Below are 20,640 nucleotides of genomic sequence, written 5' to 3' on the forward strand. Positions count from 1 at the left end.
ATTTACTTAAGTTTAAATTCTAGATATAACAACGTTAAATTTGTGTCATACTTGATTTTATAATTGTTTTTCTGTAAGTATTAAGTTTGTTTAAGAGCATGTTTTTTCCTATAACTTTCAGAATTAATTTCTAGAATCGTAGAATGATGAATTAGCCTATCGATAGCTGCTACAGTCATAGAGTTTGTAGCAAAAATACTATCCCATTCACTAAAAGGCTGATTAGATGTAACAATAAGACTCCCTGATTCATATCGCTGAGCAATCAGTTCGAACAAAACATGCGTTTCAGCTTCATCCTTACGTACATATCCTATATCATCAAGGATAATAACATCATATTTATCAAGTTTAGCAAGTTCTGCCGGAAGGCGACAATCTCGACGAGAGGCTTGCAGATTTTGAACAAGCTTAGTGGGGGAAGTAAAGAGTACTCTGATATTTTTTTCTACCAATGCATACCCTAGTGCAGCAACTAAATGACTTTTTCCTACCCCGGATGGACCAAAAACTAATAAATTTTCGGCTCGCTTAACCCAACTAATATTACAAGCTAGGTCATCTACTTTTGCTTTATTTAAAGTTTGAACCTGACTAAAATCAAAAGTAGCTAAAGATTTACCTACCGGTAGATGAGCTTTTCTTAAATAAGTTTGAATCTTTTTCCTCTGACGAGCTTCTACTTCGTATTCAAAAAGGATAGATAAAAACTTAGTATAATCCCATCCCTCATGCTCTGCTTTTTGTAAAATCGATTGCCATAATTCAAGTATAGTAGGTAGACGTAACTCTTTTAAAAGTATAGGTAGTGCTGTAGCATTATGCATGGCTAACCTCTCTTACTAAAAATGAAGGCAAAAGATGATTATATGTTTGTAGTGAATGTTGCTTAATTTCTACAGGAGGAGGTACTAACTTCATACAAGGTTGATATCGGTTTTGTAACGTTCCTAACCCGGATATTGCATGAAGTGAGATTTAAAGTAAGAAATTGAGTAATTTATAATATTAGCAATGATACTTTTGTAAAAATTTTGCCAAAAAGTGCTTTGAAGCCGTTATTTTCAAATTTTAGATGTAATGCCCCTTACCCCATTTTTTCTAAGCACCGGGAACAGTGCTAATCTAGGTTATTCTAATGCTAATTTCTTCATCACATGATTCCATACCTGTCGGTAAGGATATGATGAAGATAACAAAAACTTAATACGCCTAGTATTACGGATAATTACTACCCCAATTTTTAATAATTTTAAACGTATTGTACCTATTTGTGCTTTTGCTAATGCACTACCTTGTAATAAATTACCTCTGATATATTCTACTAAAGTGTATGCAAGACCCGATAAAATCATTCTGAGCTGATTAGCCCACCATCTATGACAAGAAGTACGATCTGCAAATAATTCTAGTTGTTGCTCTTTTATACGGTTTTCCATATCACCACGACCACAGTAAACTTTGTCGTATAAATCTTCAGGTTTATCTGATAAATTAGTTACTATATACCTTGGATTTTCTCCAAGCATTGTCATTTCTGCCTTACCAATTATTCTACGTTCATGACTCCAACTACCAGCCTTATATGGAAACTCACTAAAAAGACGTTGCTTTTCTTGGGTTATAATAAATGCTGCTTTTGACTTCTCCATTGTAGGTTTCAGTAACTCATTTAGTCTGTTATTTTGGGGCATTCCTACAATATATTTTATATTATGAATATCACACCAATCAAACATCTGATGACGACAAAATCCACTATCACCACGAAAAATAATCTTTACCTCTGGCCAAGCTTGGCGAAAACGTTTTACTAACAATGATAATATTGCCCAAGAATGTTTTGCTTGATCCTGCTTTGACGTCCTAAGATAACTAACTAACAGATGCTTTCCACAAAAAACATACAAAGGTAAAAAGCAATTATGACCGTAATAACCATGATAAAACTTACCTTCCTGTTGCCCATGAATTTCATCATCCGTAGCATCAAAATCAAGTATTAGCTGCTTTGGTACTATTTTATGAGACTTAATAAATTTATCAAGCATTAGTTCATGCACTTTAATTGCAAAGTGTCTATCAGCATTGTTTTCTATACGACATAAGGTAGAACTACTTGCCATATCATCAATTGTTTCCATAGCTGTTTGCATAGCAGGACATTTTCGTAGATAATTGTGGTCATTTAAATCTTCATAACCTAATGCAATACCATAAATTCGTTGCCTCAGCATTGTTGCCATATTATGGGTAATTTTACTACCATCTCGTCTATCAGGAAATATTTTAGCAAGCTCCTCTGTTATACCAAGCCTTTTATCTGCTTCTCTTAATAACAACACACCTCCATCGCTACTAATATCACCTCCAGTGAAATTTATCTCTATTGTCCGATTTTTTACTTTGGAAAACTGGTAACTATATGCTATACAATTTGTCATGACAAAATCCTTTGTATTATTCTAATGAAATACCAGTATTATACAGCTTTACGAGGATTTTGTCTCCTATATCTCATGCAATATCCGGGCTAAACAAGGAACCTTACCTTTAATTAGGGATGACACAACAAATTCTCCTAATTGTTGCTCACAGTTATAATCTGCTGCAAGCTTTAAAATACCTACCATCAATTTATTAGCCTGACGTGGTGTACAATGTTGATCAATTAGCAACCAAATTTTTTTATATATAGGAGTTGGTAGTATGTCATCCCGCAGAATAGAATAGCGAAAAGCTCCGGGTTTACGTACCAAGCTATTAATTAAATGACGATAATTAATGCATCTAGCTGCTTTTTGCTTGTCATCCCCTCTTACTCTAGGTAAATCCAAAACATGATCACTTCCCAAGTAACATGACAAACGATCATCATAAATATGTATTCCTAATTGATACCCTATTAATCTGGAAGGTACACTATACATAACTTTTTTTACTGTAATAGTGCTAGAAGTTGTCACCCTAGCTGTTGTTTGGCTAAAATCTATAGTTCTGTGGGCCGGCAATCCTTTTAAATAAGATCGTTCAATATAAAGTTGTGGTTGATGACGATTATTGTGTCGTTGAACAACAGAGTCTATAAAATTTTGATAGTCATCTATAGATTCAAAATTATAAGAACCACGCAATAAAAGAGCTTGCTCTAAACGTCTCTTAAGATGACCATGTGCAGCCTCAACGCTACCATTCTCATGTCCTTTCCCACGATTGTTTCTTGTAGCATGCATGCCATAATGAGCACATACTTCTTTATAAGAACATGTTATATCATCTGACTCCTCTTGCGATAAATTCTTGAAAGCAGCTGACAAACTGTCAGTCCTATGTTCTTCAGGACATCCTCCTAAACTCCATAATGCATCCTGAAGCGATTGAGAAAGAGCGGTAAAACTTTCTCCGCCCTGAATCACTTTCATAAAAGACCAATTACTATAAGCTAACCGAAAATGATACAATAGATGCTTAATTGTAAAGTGCCAGGAGAAAGGGTACAAATGGACGTTTGCAAAATTGCTAATAATTTATATCAATATACTGCTATAGATGATTGTACCAGGTATAAAGCTTTAGCTTTATATAATAGACGCACTGCTGTAAAACTTTGGATTTTTTAGATCAGGTTATAAAACGTATACCATTCCCTATACAACGCATACAAACTGATAGAGGGCAAGAATTTTTTGCTTATGTAGTTCAAGAATATTTAAGAGAACGAAAAATTAAATTTCGTCCTATCAAACCTTTATCTCCTCATTTAAATGGTAAAGTAGAAAGAACACAAAGAACAGATTTAGATGAATTTTACAGCAGCGTTGATCCTAAGGATTCAGAACTCCAAAACAAACTTATGGTTTGGGAAAAATATTATAATCAGCATAGAGTTCATAGCTCTCTCCACGGCAAAACTCCAAATGAGAAATATGAGAATTTAAAACATATTATTCCTTCCATACAAGAAATTAATGATAACTATAATTCAAAAAAAGAACCATTTGCTGTACAAAATTACAAACATGATCAAATGTTAAATGCTTTACTTAGCAAAAAACAATGACTTACGAGGATGTTTATTGTCACAGTAATAAACTAGAAAGTTACAACTTCATCTGACGACCAGATTGTAATAAGGTATATAAATCACACAAATATATCAAAATATCTATGGCTTTTTTCTGTAAGAAAATAGCTCTGCAATATCAAATTGATCGTGTGCAAAAGAATTAAATTACTCTTATTCTATTTGCAACAGCACCCTATTATGTTTAACGTTTATGTTGTTAACTTATTCACTTCTTCAATAGGTAAGTTAGTAGATTTTGAAATTATATAATTATCTATACCATGTTCTAAAAGTTTTTTTGCTACATTAATTTTAACTTGATCACTTGTCTCTTTTAATTCAGAATACATGGATATTATTTTTTCCCATTCATCATTAAGCAAATTAAATTTTGCTGATCTAATTTTATTTAATTCTTTAGGAATAGTTAAAGAATAACAAAGTTCTTTTTTTTCTGTTATTTGTAAATTACATTTTCCAAAATGGGCAAAAACTATTTGATAAAAATCTGAATTTACATCATTTAATTTTAATAGCAAAGTGCTTATAATTTTAGGTGTTACCTTAACAGCATTAAATATTACTGTAATTTTCACCGCTTTTCTTATAGCTTTCATTTTATCTGTAAAGCTTAAATCATAACATATTTCTGTATCATCGATCTTTATTAGTATAATATCTTGAGTTAGGTATTTGATACCAGTTTGAATAAAAAGTTCAATAATTTGTTTAATTAAAATTACATCTAGATAGATATTTTCCGTATTATCACTATTGAATTGAAATAAGATTTTTTTATTAAACAATAATGGTTTTTGCTCATCCACAATTTTTTGTAAAAAATCACGTAAATTAACTTCATCTAAGTTTATTTTTAAATTATGTTGTAATTGAAATATTACTTTACGTAAATATTCCCCACCTTCATTAATTTTGGATACTACCTTTGAAAGATTTTTGCTTTTTTGTAGGATTTGTTTAGGTTCTTTACATTGCTGTATATCTTGATTCAATGACTGAATTTTTTGATTTAAACTTTGGAATAAACTTATACAATTTTGATCAATATTGTTAAAAAATTCTGTTCTATACTGCAATACTTTTAGGAGAGTTTTTTTTCTTTCTTCATTTTGATGTGTAAGCTGATTTAAAAAAAATGCTATCAATTCTTTTTCTTTTTCTTTTGGGATAATAAAAGCAACTATAATTGTACTAATAAGTAAACATATATATGTAATATAAAAATAACTTATTGTAATCTTAATTTGAAGAGCAGGTAATATAAAATATTCACAAATCTGAATACTACAAAATGTGCCAATAATTAATGTAATAACTGCAACTTTCCATCTTATAAGCATAGCTAATACTACCGTATTTAAAGCAAAGATAATTAGTTGAGATGTAGCAAAGTTATTGATAATAACAAAAAAACTATTACATAAGGTTAAAAGAAAAAATATACTTATGAACCAAAGCATCTGTTTTAGTTTTTTATTTAACCCTGCAGGCCATATAGGGTAGCAAATAAATAAAGCAGACATAATTAACATTATTTGAAATATAGTAGTTAATAGTTTTTCTTCTACAACTAATACGAATATTTTTACTGTGTAAATAGTTGCTATGGTAGAGAAGAAAATAAAAACACCGAAAAAACTATAGGTGATATTATTTTTAGGAGTATTATTTTCTAAAAATTTAGTTAAATTAAACTTAGTAAAAGAATGATAAATACTAATAATTTTTCTTTTTCTTTCATCTTGAATAGCTTTTATGGTATAAGGATCTTTTATCATGCCCCATCCACCTGGTTGTTTTAATAAATAATGGCTACCAAACAGAAATAATAAATTTGCAATTATACCCGGAACTACACTATCTATACCTGTATTCATAAAGAATATACGCCAAATAACAACTGTTATAAAACCGGCTATCATGCCAATTAACACAGCTTTACCACTACTTCGAAATCCAACTACAGTAAAAATAAATGGTACAGTTACAATAGGCATGTAAAAACTTGCTGACATAAGCATTATATCAAGAATATTATTTTGTGAAATAGCAAGAAAAATTCCTAAAACACCAATTATTATTGATGCCAATCTGCATACAAATAGATTATTAGAATTACTATCTTTATTCATTATGTCAGAAGCTACAAGCATAGATGCAGCATTGATATGTGAATCTGCAGTAGACATAATAAGAGCTGCAAGCCCTGATACTATAATACCTTTCAGCCCTGGATAAGAATAGTTATCAATAATATATCCAAGCATTAAATTAGGTTGTAGTGTGGGATTGACTGAATATAGAAATATACTAATTAATGCTATAAAAATTTTCATTAATAACAAAATTAAAGTTGCAATTAAAAATGCTTTGCGTAGTTGAAAAATATTTTTTGCAATAGCAAAACGCTGAAAATATGCAGGATAAAATGATGGTAATGCAAAGTACAACGAAAGAGTAATAAAAATGAAAAATTCTTGAGAACTATTAAATATATCCCGGTAATTAAGTAAAGGAGAATTTTTTAGAATATCAATTATATCCTGAGAGGAATGTCTCCATATAGAGAATCCTAGAATTGGGATAAAGGCACAGAAAGTAAAAAATTGTAATACATCTGTAAAAGTTACAGCTCTTATTCCACCAAAACAAGAATATGATACAACTATTATTCCACTGATAAATATTGTATATGCTATGGGGACATCAAAAAAATGTCCTATTAAGCCACCAAAAACTTTGAGTTGTATACCAATAAAACCTACAGAGACAATTAATCCAGCAATTGCTGTAATAAGTTTTACATATTTCCCATATATATTACCCATTGCTGTAGCTATAGAAGTTGCACCTAAAAATTCACCCATACGTGGAACAAGCATATAGCAAAAAAGAAAAGAGAAGCAATTAGTAATATCAGCAATCAAAAATTTAAAACCATCCGTATAGGTTTTTTGTAGAACATTGGAAAACATCCCACCACCTACCCAAGTAGCTACTATCGTTGCCACAATATCACTTGTCCTAAAATCTTGCCTTCCTACAGCATATTCTTTAACTGTTTTAATTTTTCCTGATGAAAATATACCAACTATAAGATTAGCTAAAAGAAAAGTAATTAGAATTATTATATCTACACTCATTAATTTTACCTTCTAACTAAGTTATTTTGCAATTGATTCCCAATCCTAGCAACTAGTGACGATTCTTAGATAAGGATTATTTAGTTTTAGTTCCAAGTATAATAATTTTTGAATAAAATTATTATACTTTCATAAGATGCTTCTATAAAGGTAAAAGCTATTTATTAAGGTAAAACCAATCTTTACATATACATGGCTAATTCTATCTGTTGAGTATAAATAAATAGTTTTAATATCCATATCGTGTGCTAAACTAATTATTTTCAATATAATAGTTCTCCCTAAGCCTTGTAATCTAAATTGTTTTTGAACTGTTACAAAAGATAGAACTGCATTATTATCGTAAATACTCAACATCGAAGTAGCTACAGGAATATTTTTCCAATATAGTAAAAAAAACTTAGAATTTTTTAGAGCTGACATTGTTTTTATAAATAAAAACAATGTCTTATGCTCCTTGTTAATTGCGTTTGCAAGTACTTTAGCCCACAAATATATGTCTTGGGTCTCCAGGAACATTGAATCATTGTCATTTTTATAACAGTTTATTTTTTTTATATTATATGTTTCAAATTTCATTTCTAAAAGATTACCTTCTGATTGCAGATAATTAGAATTAATATTACATGTATTATATAAAAAAAATGGGTTATCTCCATAAAATGCTATTATCTCTTGTAACATAGATTCAGAATTTATATCCCAACATAGATTACATCTATGTAGTTTATGTGGAGATTTAAGGGCTACTAAACCTTTATCACAGATAGCTTGCCACCCATATAATTTTATTTTATTCCAATCATTTAAATAATATAATTTTATTGTTGTCATATGTTTGAATTATATTATATAAAAAGCTTTAGGGATTCTTAACTTAAGTTAAGAAATCTCAATCATTATAGTTAATATATAATAAGTATGATTTTATGCAAGTTATTAATGATTATTTAGAATTATGTTATTATTCTAAAAAGCTATTAGGTAAAATCTCGTTATTGAATAAAGGAAATATTGCGTTAGATATTTCTAAAATAAAACAAGCTATTTATTATGCTAAAAAATATCATGGTAATCAAAAAAGAAAAACAGGAGAACCTTACTACTCTCATCCTCTTGAAGTTGCATATATAATACTAGATTGGTCTCTAGATTCAGAAGTAATAATAGCTGCATTATTACATGATACTGTAGAAGATACGGAGTTCACTTTAGAAAAAATTACATTTCTCTTTAATCATAATATTTCTCAACTCGTAGCTAAGGTTACAAAGCTCAATGATTCAATTAATATTTATCGATTGACAGAAGAAGAAATCGTATTAAAGCTTACCTGTGGCAAACAATCCAGAAAAGCGATCTTGATTAAGCTAGTAGATAGATTACATAACTTGCACACAATAAAATATATGCCGCCTATAAAGCAAATAAAAAAGGCTAAGGAAACACTTAGAATTTATGTACCTCTTGCAAAATATTTAGGTATAAAAGAGATAGAGCAGGAATTAATAGAGCTTGCTGTTAGTATACTTCAACATCATTAGGGATAAGAGAATGCGTGGCTATTCGTTTTTTAGATGATGGGATTAGTACGGAAGGAAGCACAGGAAAAATGGTGATTACTATTCTAAGCAGCATAGCAGAAGCAGAACGTGCAAGTATACTTGAAAGAATTAGGAGGTCTAACGTGTGTGATTTATATACCTTATTACAATCTGGTCGTCAGATGAAGTTGTAACTTTCTAGTTTATTACTGTGACAATAAACATCCTCGTAAGTCATTGTTTTTTGCTAAGTAAAGCATTTAACATTTGATCATGTTTGTAATTTTGTACAGCAAATGGTTCTTTTTTTGAATTATAGTTATCATTAATTTCTTGTATGGAAGGAATAATATGTTTTAAATTCTCATATTTCTCATTTGGAGTTTTGCCGTGGAGAGAGCTATGAACTCTATGCTGATTATAATATTTTTCCCAAACCATAAGTTTGTTTTGGAGTTCTGAATCCTTAGGATCAACGCTGCTGTAAAATTCATCTAAATCTGTTCTTTGTGTTCTTTCTACTTTACCATTTAAATGAGGAGATAAAGGTTTGATAGGACGAAATTTAATTTTTCGTTCTCTTAAATATTCTTGAACTACATAAGCAAAAAATTCTTGCCCTCTATCAGTTTGTATGCGTTGTATAGGGAATGGTATACGTTTTATAACCTGATCTAAAAAATCCAAAGTTTTACAGCAGTGCGTCTATTATATAAAGCTAAAGCTTTATACCTGGTACAATCATCTATAGCAGTATATTGATATAAATTATTAGCAATTTTGCAAACGTCCATTTGTACCCTTTCTCCTGGCACTTTACAATTAACCCGGATATTGCATGAAGTGAGATTTAAAGTAAGAAATTGAGTAATTTATAATATTAGCAATGATACTTTTGTAAAAATTTTGCCAAAAAGTGCTTTGAAGCCGTTATTTTCAAATTTTAGATGTAATGCCCCTTACCCCATTTTTTCTAAGCACCGGGAACAGTGCTAATCTAGGTTATTCTAATGCTAATTTCTTCATCACATGATTCCATACCTGTCGGTAAGAATATGATGAAGATAACAAAAACTTAATACGCCTAGTATTACGGATAATTACTACCCCAATTTTTAATAATTTTAAACGTATTGTACCTATTTGTGCTTTTGCTAATGCACTACCTTGTAATAAATTACCTCTGATATATTCTACTAAAGTGTATGCAAGACCCGATAAAATCATTCTGAGCTGATTAGCCCACCATCTATGACAAGAAGTACGATCTGCAAATAATTCTAGTTGTTGCTCTTTTATACGGTTTTCCATATCACCACGACCACAGTAAACTTTGTCGTATAAATCTTCAGGTTTATCTGATAAATTAGTTACTATATACCTTGGATTTTCTCCAAGCATTGTCATTTCTGCCTTACCAATTATTCTACGTTCATGACTCCAACTACCAGCCTTATATGGAAACTCACTAAAAAGACGTTGCTTTTCTTGGGTTATAATAAATGCTGCTTTTGACTTCTCCATTGTAGGTTTCAGTAACTCATTTAGTCTGTTATTTTGGGGCATTCCTACAATATATTTTATATTATGAATATCACACCAATCAAACATCTGATGACGACAAAATCCACTATCACCACGAAAAATAATCTTTACCTCTGGCCAAGCTTGGCGAAAACGTTTTACTAACAATGATAATATTGCCCAAGAATGTTTTGCTTGATCCTGCTTTGACGTCCTAAGATAACTAACTAACAGATGCTTTCCACAAAAAACATACAAAGGTAAAAAGCAATTATGACCGTAATAACCATGATAAAACTTACCTTCCTGTTGCCCATGAATTTCATCATCCGTAGCATCAAAATCAAGTATTAGCTGCTTTGGTACTATTTTATGAGACTTAATAAATTTATCAAGCATTAGTTCATGCACTTTAATTGCAAAGTGTCTATCAGCATTGTTTTCTATACGACATAAGGTAGAACTACTTGCCATATCATCAATTGTTTCCATAGCTGTTTGCATAGCAGGACATTTTCGTAGATAATTGTGGTCATTTAAATCTTCATAACCTAATGCAATACCATAAATTCGTTGCCTCAGCATTGTTGCCATATTATGGGTAATTTTACTACCATCTCGTCTATCAGGAAATATTTTAGCAAGCTCCTCTGTTATACCAAGCCTTTTATCTGCTTCTCTTAATAACAACACACCTCCATCGCTACTAATATCACCTCCAGTGAAATTTATCTCTATTGTCCGATTTTTTACTTTGGAAAACTGGTAACTATATGCTATACAATTTGTCATGACAAAATCCTTTGTATTATTCTAATGAAATACCAGTATTATACAGCTTTACGAGGATTTTGTCTCCTATATCTCATGCAATATCCGGGTTAAGCATCTATTGTATCATTTTCGGTTAGCTTATAGTAATTGGTCTTTTATGAAAGTGATTCAGGGCGGAGAAAGTTTTACCGCTCTTTCTCAATCGCTTCAGGATGCATTATGGAGTTTAGGAGGATGTCCTGAAGAACATAGGACTGACAGTTTGTCAGCTGCTTTCAAGAATTTATCGCAAGAGGAGTCAGATGATATAACATGTTCTTATAAAGAAGTATGTGCTCATTATGGCATGCATGCTACAAGAAACAATCGTGGGAAAGGACATGAGAATGGTAGCGTTGAGGCTGCACATGGTCATCTTAAGAGACGTTTAGAGCAAGCTCTTTTATTGCGTGGTTCTTATAATTTTGAATCTATAGATGACTATCAAAATTTTATAGACTCTGTTGTTCAACGACACAATAATCGTCATCAACCACAACTTTATATTGAACGATCTTATTTAAAAGGATTGCCGGCCCACAGAACTATAGATTTTAGCCAAACAACAGCTAGGGTGACAACTTCTAGCACTATTACAGTAAAAAAAGTTATGTATAGTGTACCTTCCAGATTAATAGGGTATCAATTAGGAATACATATTTATGATGATCGTTTGTCATGTTACTTGGGAAGTGATCATGTTTTGGATTTACCTAGAGTAAGAGGGGATGACAAGCAAAAAGCAGCTAGATGCATTAATTATCGTCATTTAATTAATAGCTTGGTACGTAAACCCGGAGCTTTTCGCTATTCTATTCTGCGGGATGACATACTACCAACTCCTATATATAAAAAAATTTGGTTGCTAATTGATCAACATTGTACACCACGTCAGGCTAATAAATTGATGGTAGGTATTTTAAAGCTTGCAGCAGATTATAACTGTGAGCAACAATTAGGAGAATTTGTTGTGTCATCCCTAATTAAAGGTAAGGTTCCTTGTTTAGGAACGTTACAAAACCGATATCAACCTTGTATGAAGTTAGTACCTCCTCCTGTAGAAATTAAGCAACATTCCACTACAAACATATAATCATCTTTTGCCTTCATTTTTAGTAAGAGAGGTTAGCCATGCATAATGCTACAGCACTACCTATACTTTTAAAAGAGTTACGTCTACCTACTATACTTGAATTATGGCAATCAATTTTACAAAAAGCAGAGCATGAGGGATGGGATTATACTAAGTTTTTATCTATCCTTTTTGAATACGAAGTAGAAGCTCGTCAGAGGAAAAAGATTCAAACTTATTTAAGAAAAGCTCATCTACCGGTAGGTAAATCTTTAGCTACTTTTGATTTTAGTCAGGTTCAAACTTTAAATAAAGCAAAAGTAGATGACCTAGCTTGTAATATTAGTTGGGTTAAGCGAGCCGAAAATTTATTAGTTTTTGGTCCATCCGGGGTAGGAAAAAGTCATTTAGTTGCTGCACTAGGGTATGCATTGGTAGAAAAAAATATCAGAGTACTCTTTACTTCCCCCACTAACCCGGATATTGCATGAGATATAGGAGACAAAATCCTCGTAAAGCTGTATAATACTGGTATTTCATTAGAATAATACAAAGGATTTTGTCATGACAAATTGTATAGCATATAGTTACCAGTTTTCCAAAGTAAAAAATCGGACAATAGAGATAAATTTCACTGGAGGTGATATTAGTAGCGATGGAGGTGTGTTGTTATTAAGAGAAGCAGATAAAAGGCTTGGTATAACAGAGGAGCTTGCTAAAATATTTCCTGATAGACGAGATGGTAGTAAAATTACCCATAATATGGCAACAATGCTGAGGCAACGAATTTATGGTATTGCATTAGGTTATGAAGATTTAAATGACCACAATTATCTACGAAAATGTCCTGCTATGCAAACAGCTATGGAAACAATTGATGATATGGCAAGTAGTTCTACCTTATGTCGTATAGAAAACAATGCTGATAGACACTTTGCAATTAAAGTGCATGAACTAATGCTTGATAAATTTATTAAGTCTCATAAAATAGTACCAAAGCAGCTAATACTTGATTTTGATGCTACGGATGATGAAATTCATGGGCAACAGGAAGGTAAGTTTTATCATGGTTATTACGGTCATAATTGCTTTTTACCTTTGTATGTTTTTTGTGGAAAGCATCTGTTAGTTAGTTATCTTAGGACGTCAAAGCAGGATCAAGCAAAACATTCTTGGGCAATATTATCATTGTTAGTAAAACGTTTTCGCCAAGCTTGGCCAGAGGTAAAGATTATTTTTCGTGGTGATAGTGGATTTTGTCGTCATCAGATGTTTGATTGGTGTGATATTCATAATATAAAATATATTGTAGGAATGCCCCAAAATAACAGACTAAATGAGTTACTGAAACCTACAATGGAGAAGTCAAAAGCAGCATTTATTATAACCCAAGAAAAGCAACGTCTTTTTAGTGAGTTTCCATATAAGGCTGGTAGTTGGAGTCATGAACGTAGAATAATTGGTAAGGCAGAAATGACAATGCTTGGAGAAAATCCAAGGTATATAGTAACTAATTTATCAGATAAACCTGAAGATTTATACGACAAAGTTTACTGTGGTCGTGGTGATATGGAAAACCGTATAAAAGAGCAACAACTAGAATTATTTGCAGATCGTACTTCTTGTCATAGATGGTGGGCTAATCAGCTCAGAATGATTTTATCGGGTCTTGCATACACTTTAGTAGAATATATCAGAGGTAATTTATTACAAGGTAGTGCATTAGCAAAAGCACAAATAGGTACAATACGTTTAAAATTATTAAAAATTGGGGTAGTAATTATCCGTAATACTAGGCGTATTAAGTTTTTGTTATCTTCATCATATCCTTACCGACAGGTATGGAATCATGTGATGAAGAAATTAGCATTAGAATAACCTAGATTAGCACTGTTCCCGGTGCTTAGAAAAAATGGGGTAAGGGGCATTACATCTAAAATTTGAAAATAACGGCTTCAAAGCACTTTTTGGCAAAATTTTTACAAAAGTATCATTGCTAATATTATAAATTACTCAATTTCTTACTTTAAATCTCACTTCATGCAATATCCGGGCTAAATGAGTTACTGAAACCTACAATGGAGAAGTCAAAAGCAGCATTTATTATAACCCAAGAAAAGCAACGTCTTTTTAGTGAGTTTCCATATAAGGCTGGTAGTTGGAGTCATGAACGTAGAATAATTGGTAAGGCAGAAATGACAATGCTTGGAGAAAATCCAAGGTATATAGTAACTAATTTATCAGATAAACCTGAAGATTTATACGACAAAGTTTACTGTGGTCGTGGTGATATGGAAAACCGTATAAAAGAGCAACAACTAGAATTATTTGCAGATCGTACTTCTTGTCATAGATGGTGGGCTAATCAGCTCAGAATGATTTTATCGGGTCTTGCATACACTTTAGTAGAATATATCAGAGGTAATTTATTACAAGGTAGTGCATTAGCAAAAGCACAAATAGGTACAATACGTTTAAAATTATTAAAAATTGGGGTAGTAATTATCCGTAATACTAGGCGTATTAAGTTTTTGTTATCTTCATCATATCCTTACCGACAGGTATGGAATCATGTGATGAAGAAATTAGCATTAGAATAACCTAGATTAGCACTGTTCCCGGTGCTTAGAAAAAATGGGGTAAGGGGCATTACATCTAAAATTTGAAAATAACGGCTTCAAAGCACTTTTTGGCAAAATTTTTACAAAAGTATCATTGCTAATATTATAAATTACTCAATTTCTTACTTTAAATCTCACTTCATGCAATATCCGGGCTAAGCTTGTTCAAAATCTGCAAGCCTCTCGTCGAGATTGTCGCCTTCCGGCAGAACTTGCTAAACTTGATAAATATGATGTTATTATCCTTGATGATATAGGATATGTACGTAAGGATGAAGCTGAAACGCATGTTTTGTTCGAACTGATTGCTCAGCGATATGAATCAGGGAGTCTTATTGTTACATCTAATCAGCCTTTTAGTGAATGGGATAGTATTTTTGCTACAAACTCTATGACTGTAGCAGCTATCGATAGGCTAATTCATCATTCTACGATTCTAGAAATTAATTCTGAAAGTTATAGGAAAAAACATGCTCTTAAACAAACTTAATACTTACAGAAAAACAATTATAAAATCAAGTATGACACAAATTTAACGTTGTTATATCTAGAATTTAAACTTAAGTAAATATTCCAATATTATAAAGCATTAACAAAAAGGAGGCTTATTTATGCAAACTTATCCACCCTCTTACCGGCAAAGTTAGCTGTCATCCCCAGGCAATAAATTTTGTCGTTGCATACCAATACTTCTCTTTAAGCCACCACCAGTATTTATTAGGATGTCTTCTACAAGCAAATCTTGCTTGTCGCATCCACATCCAACGATCTAGTTGGATAAAAGTTCTTTTGGCTATAACTTTGTTAAAATAACTGCACCATCCCATTATTCTAGGATTAAGGTTTTCAATTATCCTATCAATTTCCCATGAGAAGCTTCTTTTCCATTCTATCATCATTCGCTTTTTGAATGATTTTATAGTATCTTTGGATGGTTTAACTAGTAGTGTTATACCTCTTCTTCTACTCTTGGTATTATATTGCCGGATATTAAATCCCAGAAAATCAAACCCTTCTTTAATATGAAGTATCTTAGTCTTTTCTTCTGATAATGCTAATCCTCTAATATTTAACCAATCGTTAATTATCTTCTTTGCTTTAATACAAGAGCTTTCAGATTTTGCACAAACTATAAAATCATCAGCATATTTTACTAAAGCATATTCAGATTTTGGATGGAGATGATCATATTTATCATAAGTTATGTTAAGTATGTCTTCCATTCCATGAAGAGCTGTATTTAAAAGTAAGGGACTTATCCCGGATATTGCATGAGATATAGGAGACAAAATCCTCGTAAAGCTGTATAATACTGGTATTTCATTAGAATAATACAAAGGATTTTGTCATGACAAATTGTATAGCATATAGTTACCAGTTTTCCAAAGTAAAAAATCGGACAATAGAGATAAATTTCACTGGAGGTGATATTAGTAGCGATGGAGGTGTGTTGTTATTAAGAGAAGCAGATAAAAGGCTTGGTATAACAGAGGAGCTTGCTAAAATATTTCCTGATAGACGAGATGGTAGTAAAATTACCCATAATATGGCAACAATGCTGAGGCAACGAATTTATGGTATTGCATTAGGTTATGAAGATTTAAATGACCACAATTATCTACGAAAATGTCCTGCTATGCAAACAGCTATGGAAACAATTGATGATATGGCAAGTAGTTCTACCTTATGTCGTATAGAAAACAATGCTGATAGACACTTTGCAATTAAAGTGCATGAACTAATGCTTGATAAATTTATTAAGTCTCATAAAATAGTACCAAAGCAGCTAATACTTGATTTTGATGCTACGGATGATGAAATTCATGGGCAACAGGAAGGTAAGTTTTATCATGGTTATTACGGTCATAATTGCTTTTTACCTTTGTATGTTTTTTGTGGAAAGCATCTGTTAGTTAGTTATCTTAGGACGTCAAAGCAGGATCAAGCAAAACATTCTTGGGCAATATTATCATTGTTAGTAAAACGTTTTCGCCAAGCTTGGCCAGAGGTAAAGATTATTTTTCGTGGTGATAGTGGATTTTGTCGTCATCAGATGTTTGATTGGTGTGATATTCATAATATAAAATATATTGTAGGAATGCCCCAAAATAACAGACTAAATGAGTTACTGAAACCTACAATGGAGAAGTCAAAAGCAGCATTTATTATAACCCAAGAAAAGCAACGTCTTTTTAGTGAGTTTCCATATAAGGCTGGTAGTTGGAGTCATGAACGTAGAATAATTGGTAAGGCAGAAATGACAATGCTTGGAGAAAATCCAAGGTATATAGTAACTAATTTATCAGATAAACCTGAAGATTTATACGACAAAGTTTACTGTGGTCGTGGTGATATGGAAAACCGTATAAAAGAGCAACAACTAGAATTATTTGCAGATCGTACTTCTTGTCATAGATGGTGGGCTAATCAGCTCAGAATGATTTTATCGGGTCTTGCATACACTTTAGTAGAATATATCAGAGGTAATTTATTACAAGGTAGTGCATTAGCAAAAGCACAAATAGGTACAATACGTTTAAAATTATTAAAAATTGGGGTAGTAATTATCCGTAATACTAGGCGTATTAAGTTTTTGTTATCTTCATCATATCCTTACCGACAGGTATGGAATCATGTGATGAAGAAATTAGCATTAGAATAACCTAGATTAGCACTGTTCCCGGTGCTTAGAAAAAATGGGGTAAGGGGCATTACATCTAAAATTTGAAAATAACGGCTTCAAAGCACTTTTTGGCAAAATTTTTACAAAAGTATCATTGCTAATATTATAAATTACTCAATTTCTTACTTTAAATCTCACTTCATGCAATATCCGGGTTATTACTCCCCCTTGAGGAGTTCCAACTGTTGTTTTGGTGAATTGATATTCTTCCATCACGCCAGATTTAAGCCATGCTTTAATCCAATTTCGTGCTGGAAAATGTAAAGCTAATCTACCAAGAAATACTACGCTAGTAGTAGATGAAGCAGGAATGGTAGGTAATAGTGATTATTTAGAATTATTAAAAGTAGCAAGGAGTAATAATTGTAATTTGATACTGGCTGGAGATGAGAGACAACTCACTTCCGTTGAGCGAGGAGGAATGTTTGCAGTATTGGCTAGTAAATTTGGCTCATATGAGTTAAGTAGCATTAGAAGACAAAATAAAGTATGGGCAAGAGAAATGGCTTCATGCTTTGCAAAATCAGATATTGCCGGTGGTCTGCGGTTACTAGAACAGCATAAATGTTTAAAGATTGATCATACGCTAGAAGAATCAATGGCAAGATTAATTAATGATTGGAGTAACAGCAAATTTGCTCTAAATGAGCGTTTAATAATTACCATGCGTAATGTTGAAGTAGATAGTATTAATCAAGGGATCAGGGAGTTATTAAAAGCTAAAGGCTTGCTTACCGGTAAAGAATATAGACACTATCTATCATCTGAAAAGCACGAAGATTATATGGCAGGAGATCGTATTTTGTTTAAAAGTACTAATAAAGATTTACAAATAGAAAATGGTGAATTTGCAACGATAACTTCAGTAAGTAACGATAGATTGATAGCTAAAACAGATAGCGGAAAAGAAATAGAATTTAATCCTCAAGATGTAAGCTTTAAACATGGCTATGCTTCTACAGTGTATAAAGCACAAGGAGCATCAATTAAAGATGTCTATGTATTACATAATCTAGCAGGAAATAGCAGAAATTCTTATGTAGCCATGACTAGACATATAGAAGAGGTAAAACTTTACTATAATAGGAAGGCTACCAGGAATATGGCCAGTTTAATATCGCAACTTAGCAAAATAGATAATAGGCTATCTAGCATTAATTTTAAAACTTTAGAAGAGTTGCTAGCAGTTCAGGAAAGCAAGAGTCCTAATATTATAGATAAAGTAGGTAATTGGTTTAAAGGGGTAGTAGAAGATATTAAGGATAGATTACACAGTAATGATAACTATTACCACTTAAGAGTGAAGTTAGAGCCACCTGCTAAAGTAGCAGAAATCCTAAGAAGCACTAGCACAAATCTTGCCACAAGCCATAAAGCCCAAGAAGAGCGAAAAAGCTCTTCTTATAACCTCAAGAATTGTAATAAACAAGATACAACAATAAGTGTTAAATTACAAGAGGATATTATGGCAAAGAATAAAATAGATTATAATGCTATTAATAAACAAGAAGCATTGGAATTGAAGCAAAGATTATCATTTAAAGCGGAAGAAATAGGTAGAAATTTGCTAGGTAGTCCAAATAAGCATTTATCAAATAGTCAAGTGTTACGCTGGGAGAAAGATGGCAAAATAGTGATGAGGATAGGCGGCAGTAAAGCTGGCAGATGGTATGATTTTAGTAAAGGAGAGGGAGGAGATTTATTTACCTTAGTACAAAGAGAAAAAAATTGTGATTTTGTAGAAGCTAAGAAATATTTACAAGATATGGTTGGTATATCAAACAATAGCAAGTTATTAGAAGATAAGATAAAAGAGCAATTTGACCAAAAAGTTAAGAATCAAGATCAACAAGCGAAATATGCTGAAATATCTAAGATAAAGAGAGCTGAAGAATTATATGAAAAATCAGATTCTATAATCTATATGACGCCAAATAATATAGCAAAAAAATATTTATTAGAACATCGTGGAATTAAAAAAATATTAACAGGATATCAATAATGATCTTAGAACCAATATGATGTGGGACAGTAATAGCAAACAATATTATCCTGCATTAATTGCTTTTGCTAGAAATAAAGATGGTAATATTACCGGTGGACAATCAATTTATTTAAACAAAGAAACAAATAATAAAGCTGATATTGAGGTTAATAAACGTTCTTTTGGCAGAATCAGAGGTTCTTTTGTTGAGATTAGTAAAAATAATGAACAGCAGAACATACCAAACAGTAAAGATGGCAACAATTCAGCAAGTAATGTAACGATTATAGCAGAGGGGCTCGAGACAACTTTAAGCATTGCAGAAGCTGGTATTAAGGGCAAAATGCTTTGTAGTTTAGGTGTAAGTAACATCAGGAACTATGAGCCTATCAAAGGTGAGAGAATAATAATTGCTGCTGATAATGATGGCAAAGATGCAGTATCAGTTAATACTGTAATTAAGGCTCAGGAAGAATTAATTAGGCAAGGAGCGACGGTAGCAATAATACGACCACCAGAAAAAGGCGATTTTAATGATATGTTAAAATCCCAAGGAGCAGAATCTATAGACAAGCTTATAGAGCCTGAAATAATAAAATTAACAGCAGCTAGTAAGGCAACAGAACTTAAATCATCCTTAAAAGCAAATGATAATAGCAAATCACAAATTAAGTCTATAGAATTACTATTTTCAAAATTTGCAAATAACGATAATAACGGACTAAATAATTTGCAACAACAGCAAATAACAGCTCTAGCCAAGTTTGGCACAGCAGAAAATATCGATACTGCTTTACAAATCTACAGAGAAAAAGGTATAGATTCTTGTACTGCTTATAGTAACAAGATTTGCATAGCAGCAATAGAGCAGAAGATACAGAAAGATTTACAAATTATGCAGAATAAATTTGATCCTAATTATAATCTTGGTGATAAAAAATTTTCTGATATAGTAGTACATGATTTTCAAGGCAAAAGCCATCTCGTCCCTGAAGATTACTTAAATGCCATAGGAAGAGATAAACAAGTAATGCAATATATAAGTCCAAGCTCAGAAATAGCTAAAGAAATAAGAAGTGCAGTAAAGCAAGTATCTGAGATCAAGCTAAATCAAGGAATAAGAGTTTAGAGTGTAGTGTAATAATATTTTATCAAGTTAAAAAATATAA

At 31.9% G+C, this 20,640-nt stretch carries 15 protein-coding genes and 3 pseudogenes; 10 read left to right on the forward strand and 8 right to left on the reverse strand.

Translation table 11 applies throughout. The features are described 5' to 3' along the window. Positions 1–80 precede the first annotated feature (80 nt). From istB to AAGD48_RS04580, 3 genes are all read right to left on the reverse strand, one after another. Positions 81–827 (reverse strand): IS21-like element helper ATPase IstB, encoded by a 747-nt coding sequence (istB, locus tag AAGD48_RS04570; protein WP_341789733.1) that lies wholly within the window; start codon positions 825–827, stop codon positions 81–83. 303 nt (positions 828–1,130) lie between these two features. Next, positions 1,131–2,444: an IS1380 family transposase gene (locus AAGD48_RS04575; protein WP_341789277.1), complete on the reverse strand. Its 1,314-nt coding sequence runs from the start codon at positions 2,442–2,444 to the stop codon at positions 1,131–1,133. A 66-nt stretch (positions 2,445–2,510) separates the two neighbouring features. Then, the gene (locus tag AAGD48_RS04580) at positions 2,511–3,422 is read right to left on the reverse strand and encodes a Mu transposase domain-containing protein (RefSeq protein WP_341789558.1); all 912 of its coding nucleotides are present in this window, start codon (positions 3,420–3,422) and stop codon (positions 2,511–2,513) included. Positions 3,423–3,607: 185 nt separating this feature from the next. Between AAGD48_RS04580 and AAGD48_RS04585 the strand changes: the two genes are divergently transcribed. After that, positions 3,608–4,060, forward strand: a complete 453-nt coding sequence (locus AAGD48_RS04585; protein ID WP_410526010.1) for an integrase core domain-containing protein — start codon at positions 3,608–3,610, stop codon at positions 4,058–4,060. 215 nt (positions 4,061–4,275) lie between these two features. Here the strand turns inward: AAGD48_RS04585 and AAGD48_RS04590 are convergent, their stop codons facing one another. Together AAGD48_RS04590 and AAGD48_RS04595 are read right to left on the reverse strand one after the other, a co-directional pair. Beyond that, positions 4,276–7,230: a sodium:solute symporter family transporter gene (locus AAGD48_RS04590; protein ID WP_341789557.1), complete on the reverse strand. Its 2,955-nt coding sequence runs from the start codon at positions 7,228–7,230 to the stop codon at positions 4,276–4,278. A 129-nt stretch (positions 7,231–7,359) separates the two neighbouring features. Continuing rightward, the gene (locus tag AAGD48_RS04595; protein ID WP_341789556.1) at positions 7,360–8,064 is read right to left on the reverse strand and encodes a GNAT family N-acetyltransferase; all 705 of its coding nucleotides are present in this window, start codon (positions 8,062–8,064) and stop codon (positions 7,360–7,362) included. Between the two features lie 95 nt (positions 8,065–8,159). Between AAGD48_RS04595 and AAGD48_RS04600 the strand changes: the two genes are divergently transcribed. Together AAGD48_RS04600 and AAGD48_RS10630 are read left to right on the forward strand one after the other, a co-directional pair. Continuing rightward, entirely contained in the window at positions 8,160–8,774 is a 615-nt protein-coding gene (locus AAGD48_RS04600; RefSeq protein ID WP_341789555.1) for an HD domain-containing protein, read from the forward strand. A 14-nt stretch (positions 8,775–8,788) separates the two neighbouring features. After that, positions 8,789–8,902: pseudogene (locus AAGD48_RS10630) on the forward strand (recombinase family protein); the annotation flags it as partial. A 106-nt stretch (positions 8,903–9,008) separates the two neighbouring features. Here AAGD48_RS10630 and AAGD48_RS04610 read toward each other — a convergent pair. Next, the gene (locus AAGD48_RS04610) at positions 9,009–9,461 is read right to left on the reverse strand and encodes an integrase core domain-containing protein (protein WP_410526010.1); all 453 of its coding nucleotides are present in this window, start codon (positions 9,459–9,461) and stop codon (positions 9,009–9,011) included. A gap of 315 nt (positions 9,462–9,776) precedes the next feature. Continuing rightward, the gene (locus tag AAGD48_RS04615; protein WP_341790606.1) at positions 9,777–11,090 is read right to left on the reverse strand and encodes an IS1380 family transposase; all 1,314 of its coding nucleotides are present in this window, start codon (positions 11,088–11,090) and stop codon (positions 9,777–9,779) included. Positions 11,091–11,229: 139 nt separating this feature from the next. Here AAGD48_RS04615 and AAGD48_RS04620 point away from each other — a divergent pair, with 139 nt between their 5' ends. The 5 genes and pseudogenes from AAGD48_RS04620 to AAGD48_RS04640 all read left to right on the forward strand — a co-directional run. Then, on the forward strand, positions 11,230–12,204 hold the full coding sequence (locus tag AAGD48_RS04620; protein ID WP_341790607.1) for a Mu transposase domain-containing protein: 975 nt from the start codon (positions 11,230–11,232) through the stop codon (positions 12,202–12,204). Positions 12,205–12,242: 38 nt separating this feature from the next. Then, a complete protein-coding gene (locus AAGD48_RS04625) occupies positions 12,243–12,674 on the forward strand; it encodes an ATP-binding protein (RefSeq protein WP_341790608.1) in 432 nt (143 codons plus the stop codon). A 73-nt stretch (positions 12,675–12,747) separates the two neighbouring features. Beyond that, positions 12,748–14,061, forward strand: a complete 1,314-nt coding sequence (locus AAGD48_RS04630) for an IS1380 family transposase (protein WP_341789277.1) — start codon at positions 12,748–12,750, stop codon at positions 14,059–14,061. 167 nt (positions 14,062–14,228) lie between these two features. Next, on the forward strand, positions 14,229–14,783 hold the full coding sequence (locus tag AAGD48_RS04635; RefSeq protein WP_410526034.1) for a transposase: 555 nt from the start codon (positions 14,229–14,231) through the stop codon (positions 14,781–14,783). A gap of 181 nt (positions 14,784–14,964) precedes the next feature. Then, positions 14,965–15,294: pseudogene (locus AAGD48_RS04640) on the forward strand (ATP-binding protein); the annotation flags it as partial. A gap of 160 nt (positions 15,295–15,454) precedes the next feature. On the opposite strand, the gene AAGD48_RS04645 reads toward AAGD48_RS04640, so the two are convergent. Then, positions 15,455–16,093 carry a group II intron maturase-specific domain-containing protein gene (locus AAGD48_RS04645; protein WP_341790609.1) on the reverse strand — a complete coding sequence of 213 codons (639 nt, stop codon included), beginning with the start codon at positions 16,091–16,093 and terminating at the stop codon, positions 15,455–15,457. A gap of 59 nt (positions 16,094–16,152) precedes the next feature. Between AAGD48_RS04645 and AAGD48_RS04650 the strand changes: the two genes are divergently transcribed. Then, positions 16,153–17,466, forward strand: a complete 1,314-nt coding sequence (locus AAGD48_RS04650; protein ID WP_341789277.1) for an IS1380 family transposase — start codon at positions 16,153–16,155, stop codon at positions 17,464–17,466. Positions 17,467–17,749: 283 nt separating this feature from the next. Then, positions 17,750–20,600, forward strand: a pseudogene (locus AAGD48_RS04655) (AAA family ATPase); the annotation flags it as partial. Positions 20,601–20,640 lie beyond the last annotated feature (40 nt).

The organism is Rickettsia endosymbiont of Polydrusus tereticollis, from assembly GCF_964026385.1.
In the GTDB taxonomy this organism is placed as follows: domain Bacteria; phylum Pseudomonadota; class Alphaproteobacteria; order Rickettsiales; family Rickettsiaceae; genus Rickettsia.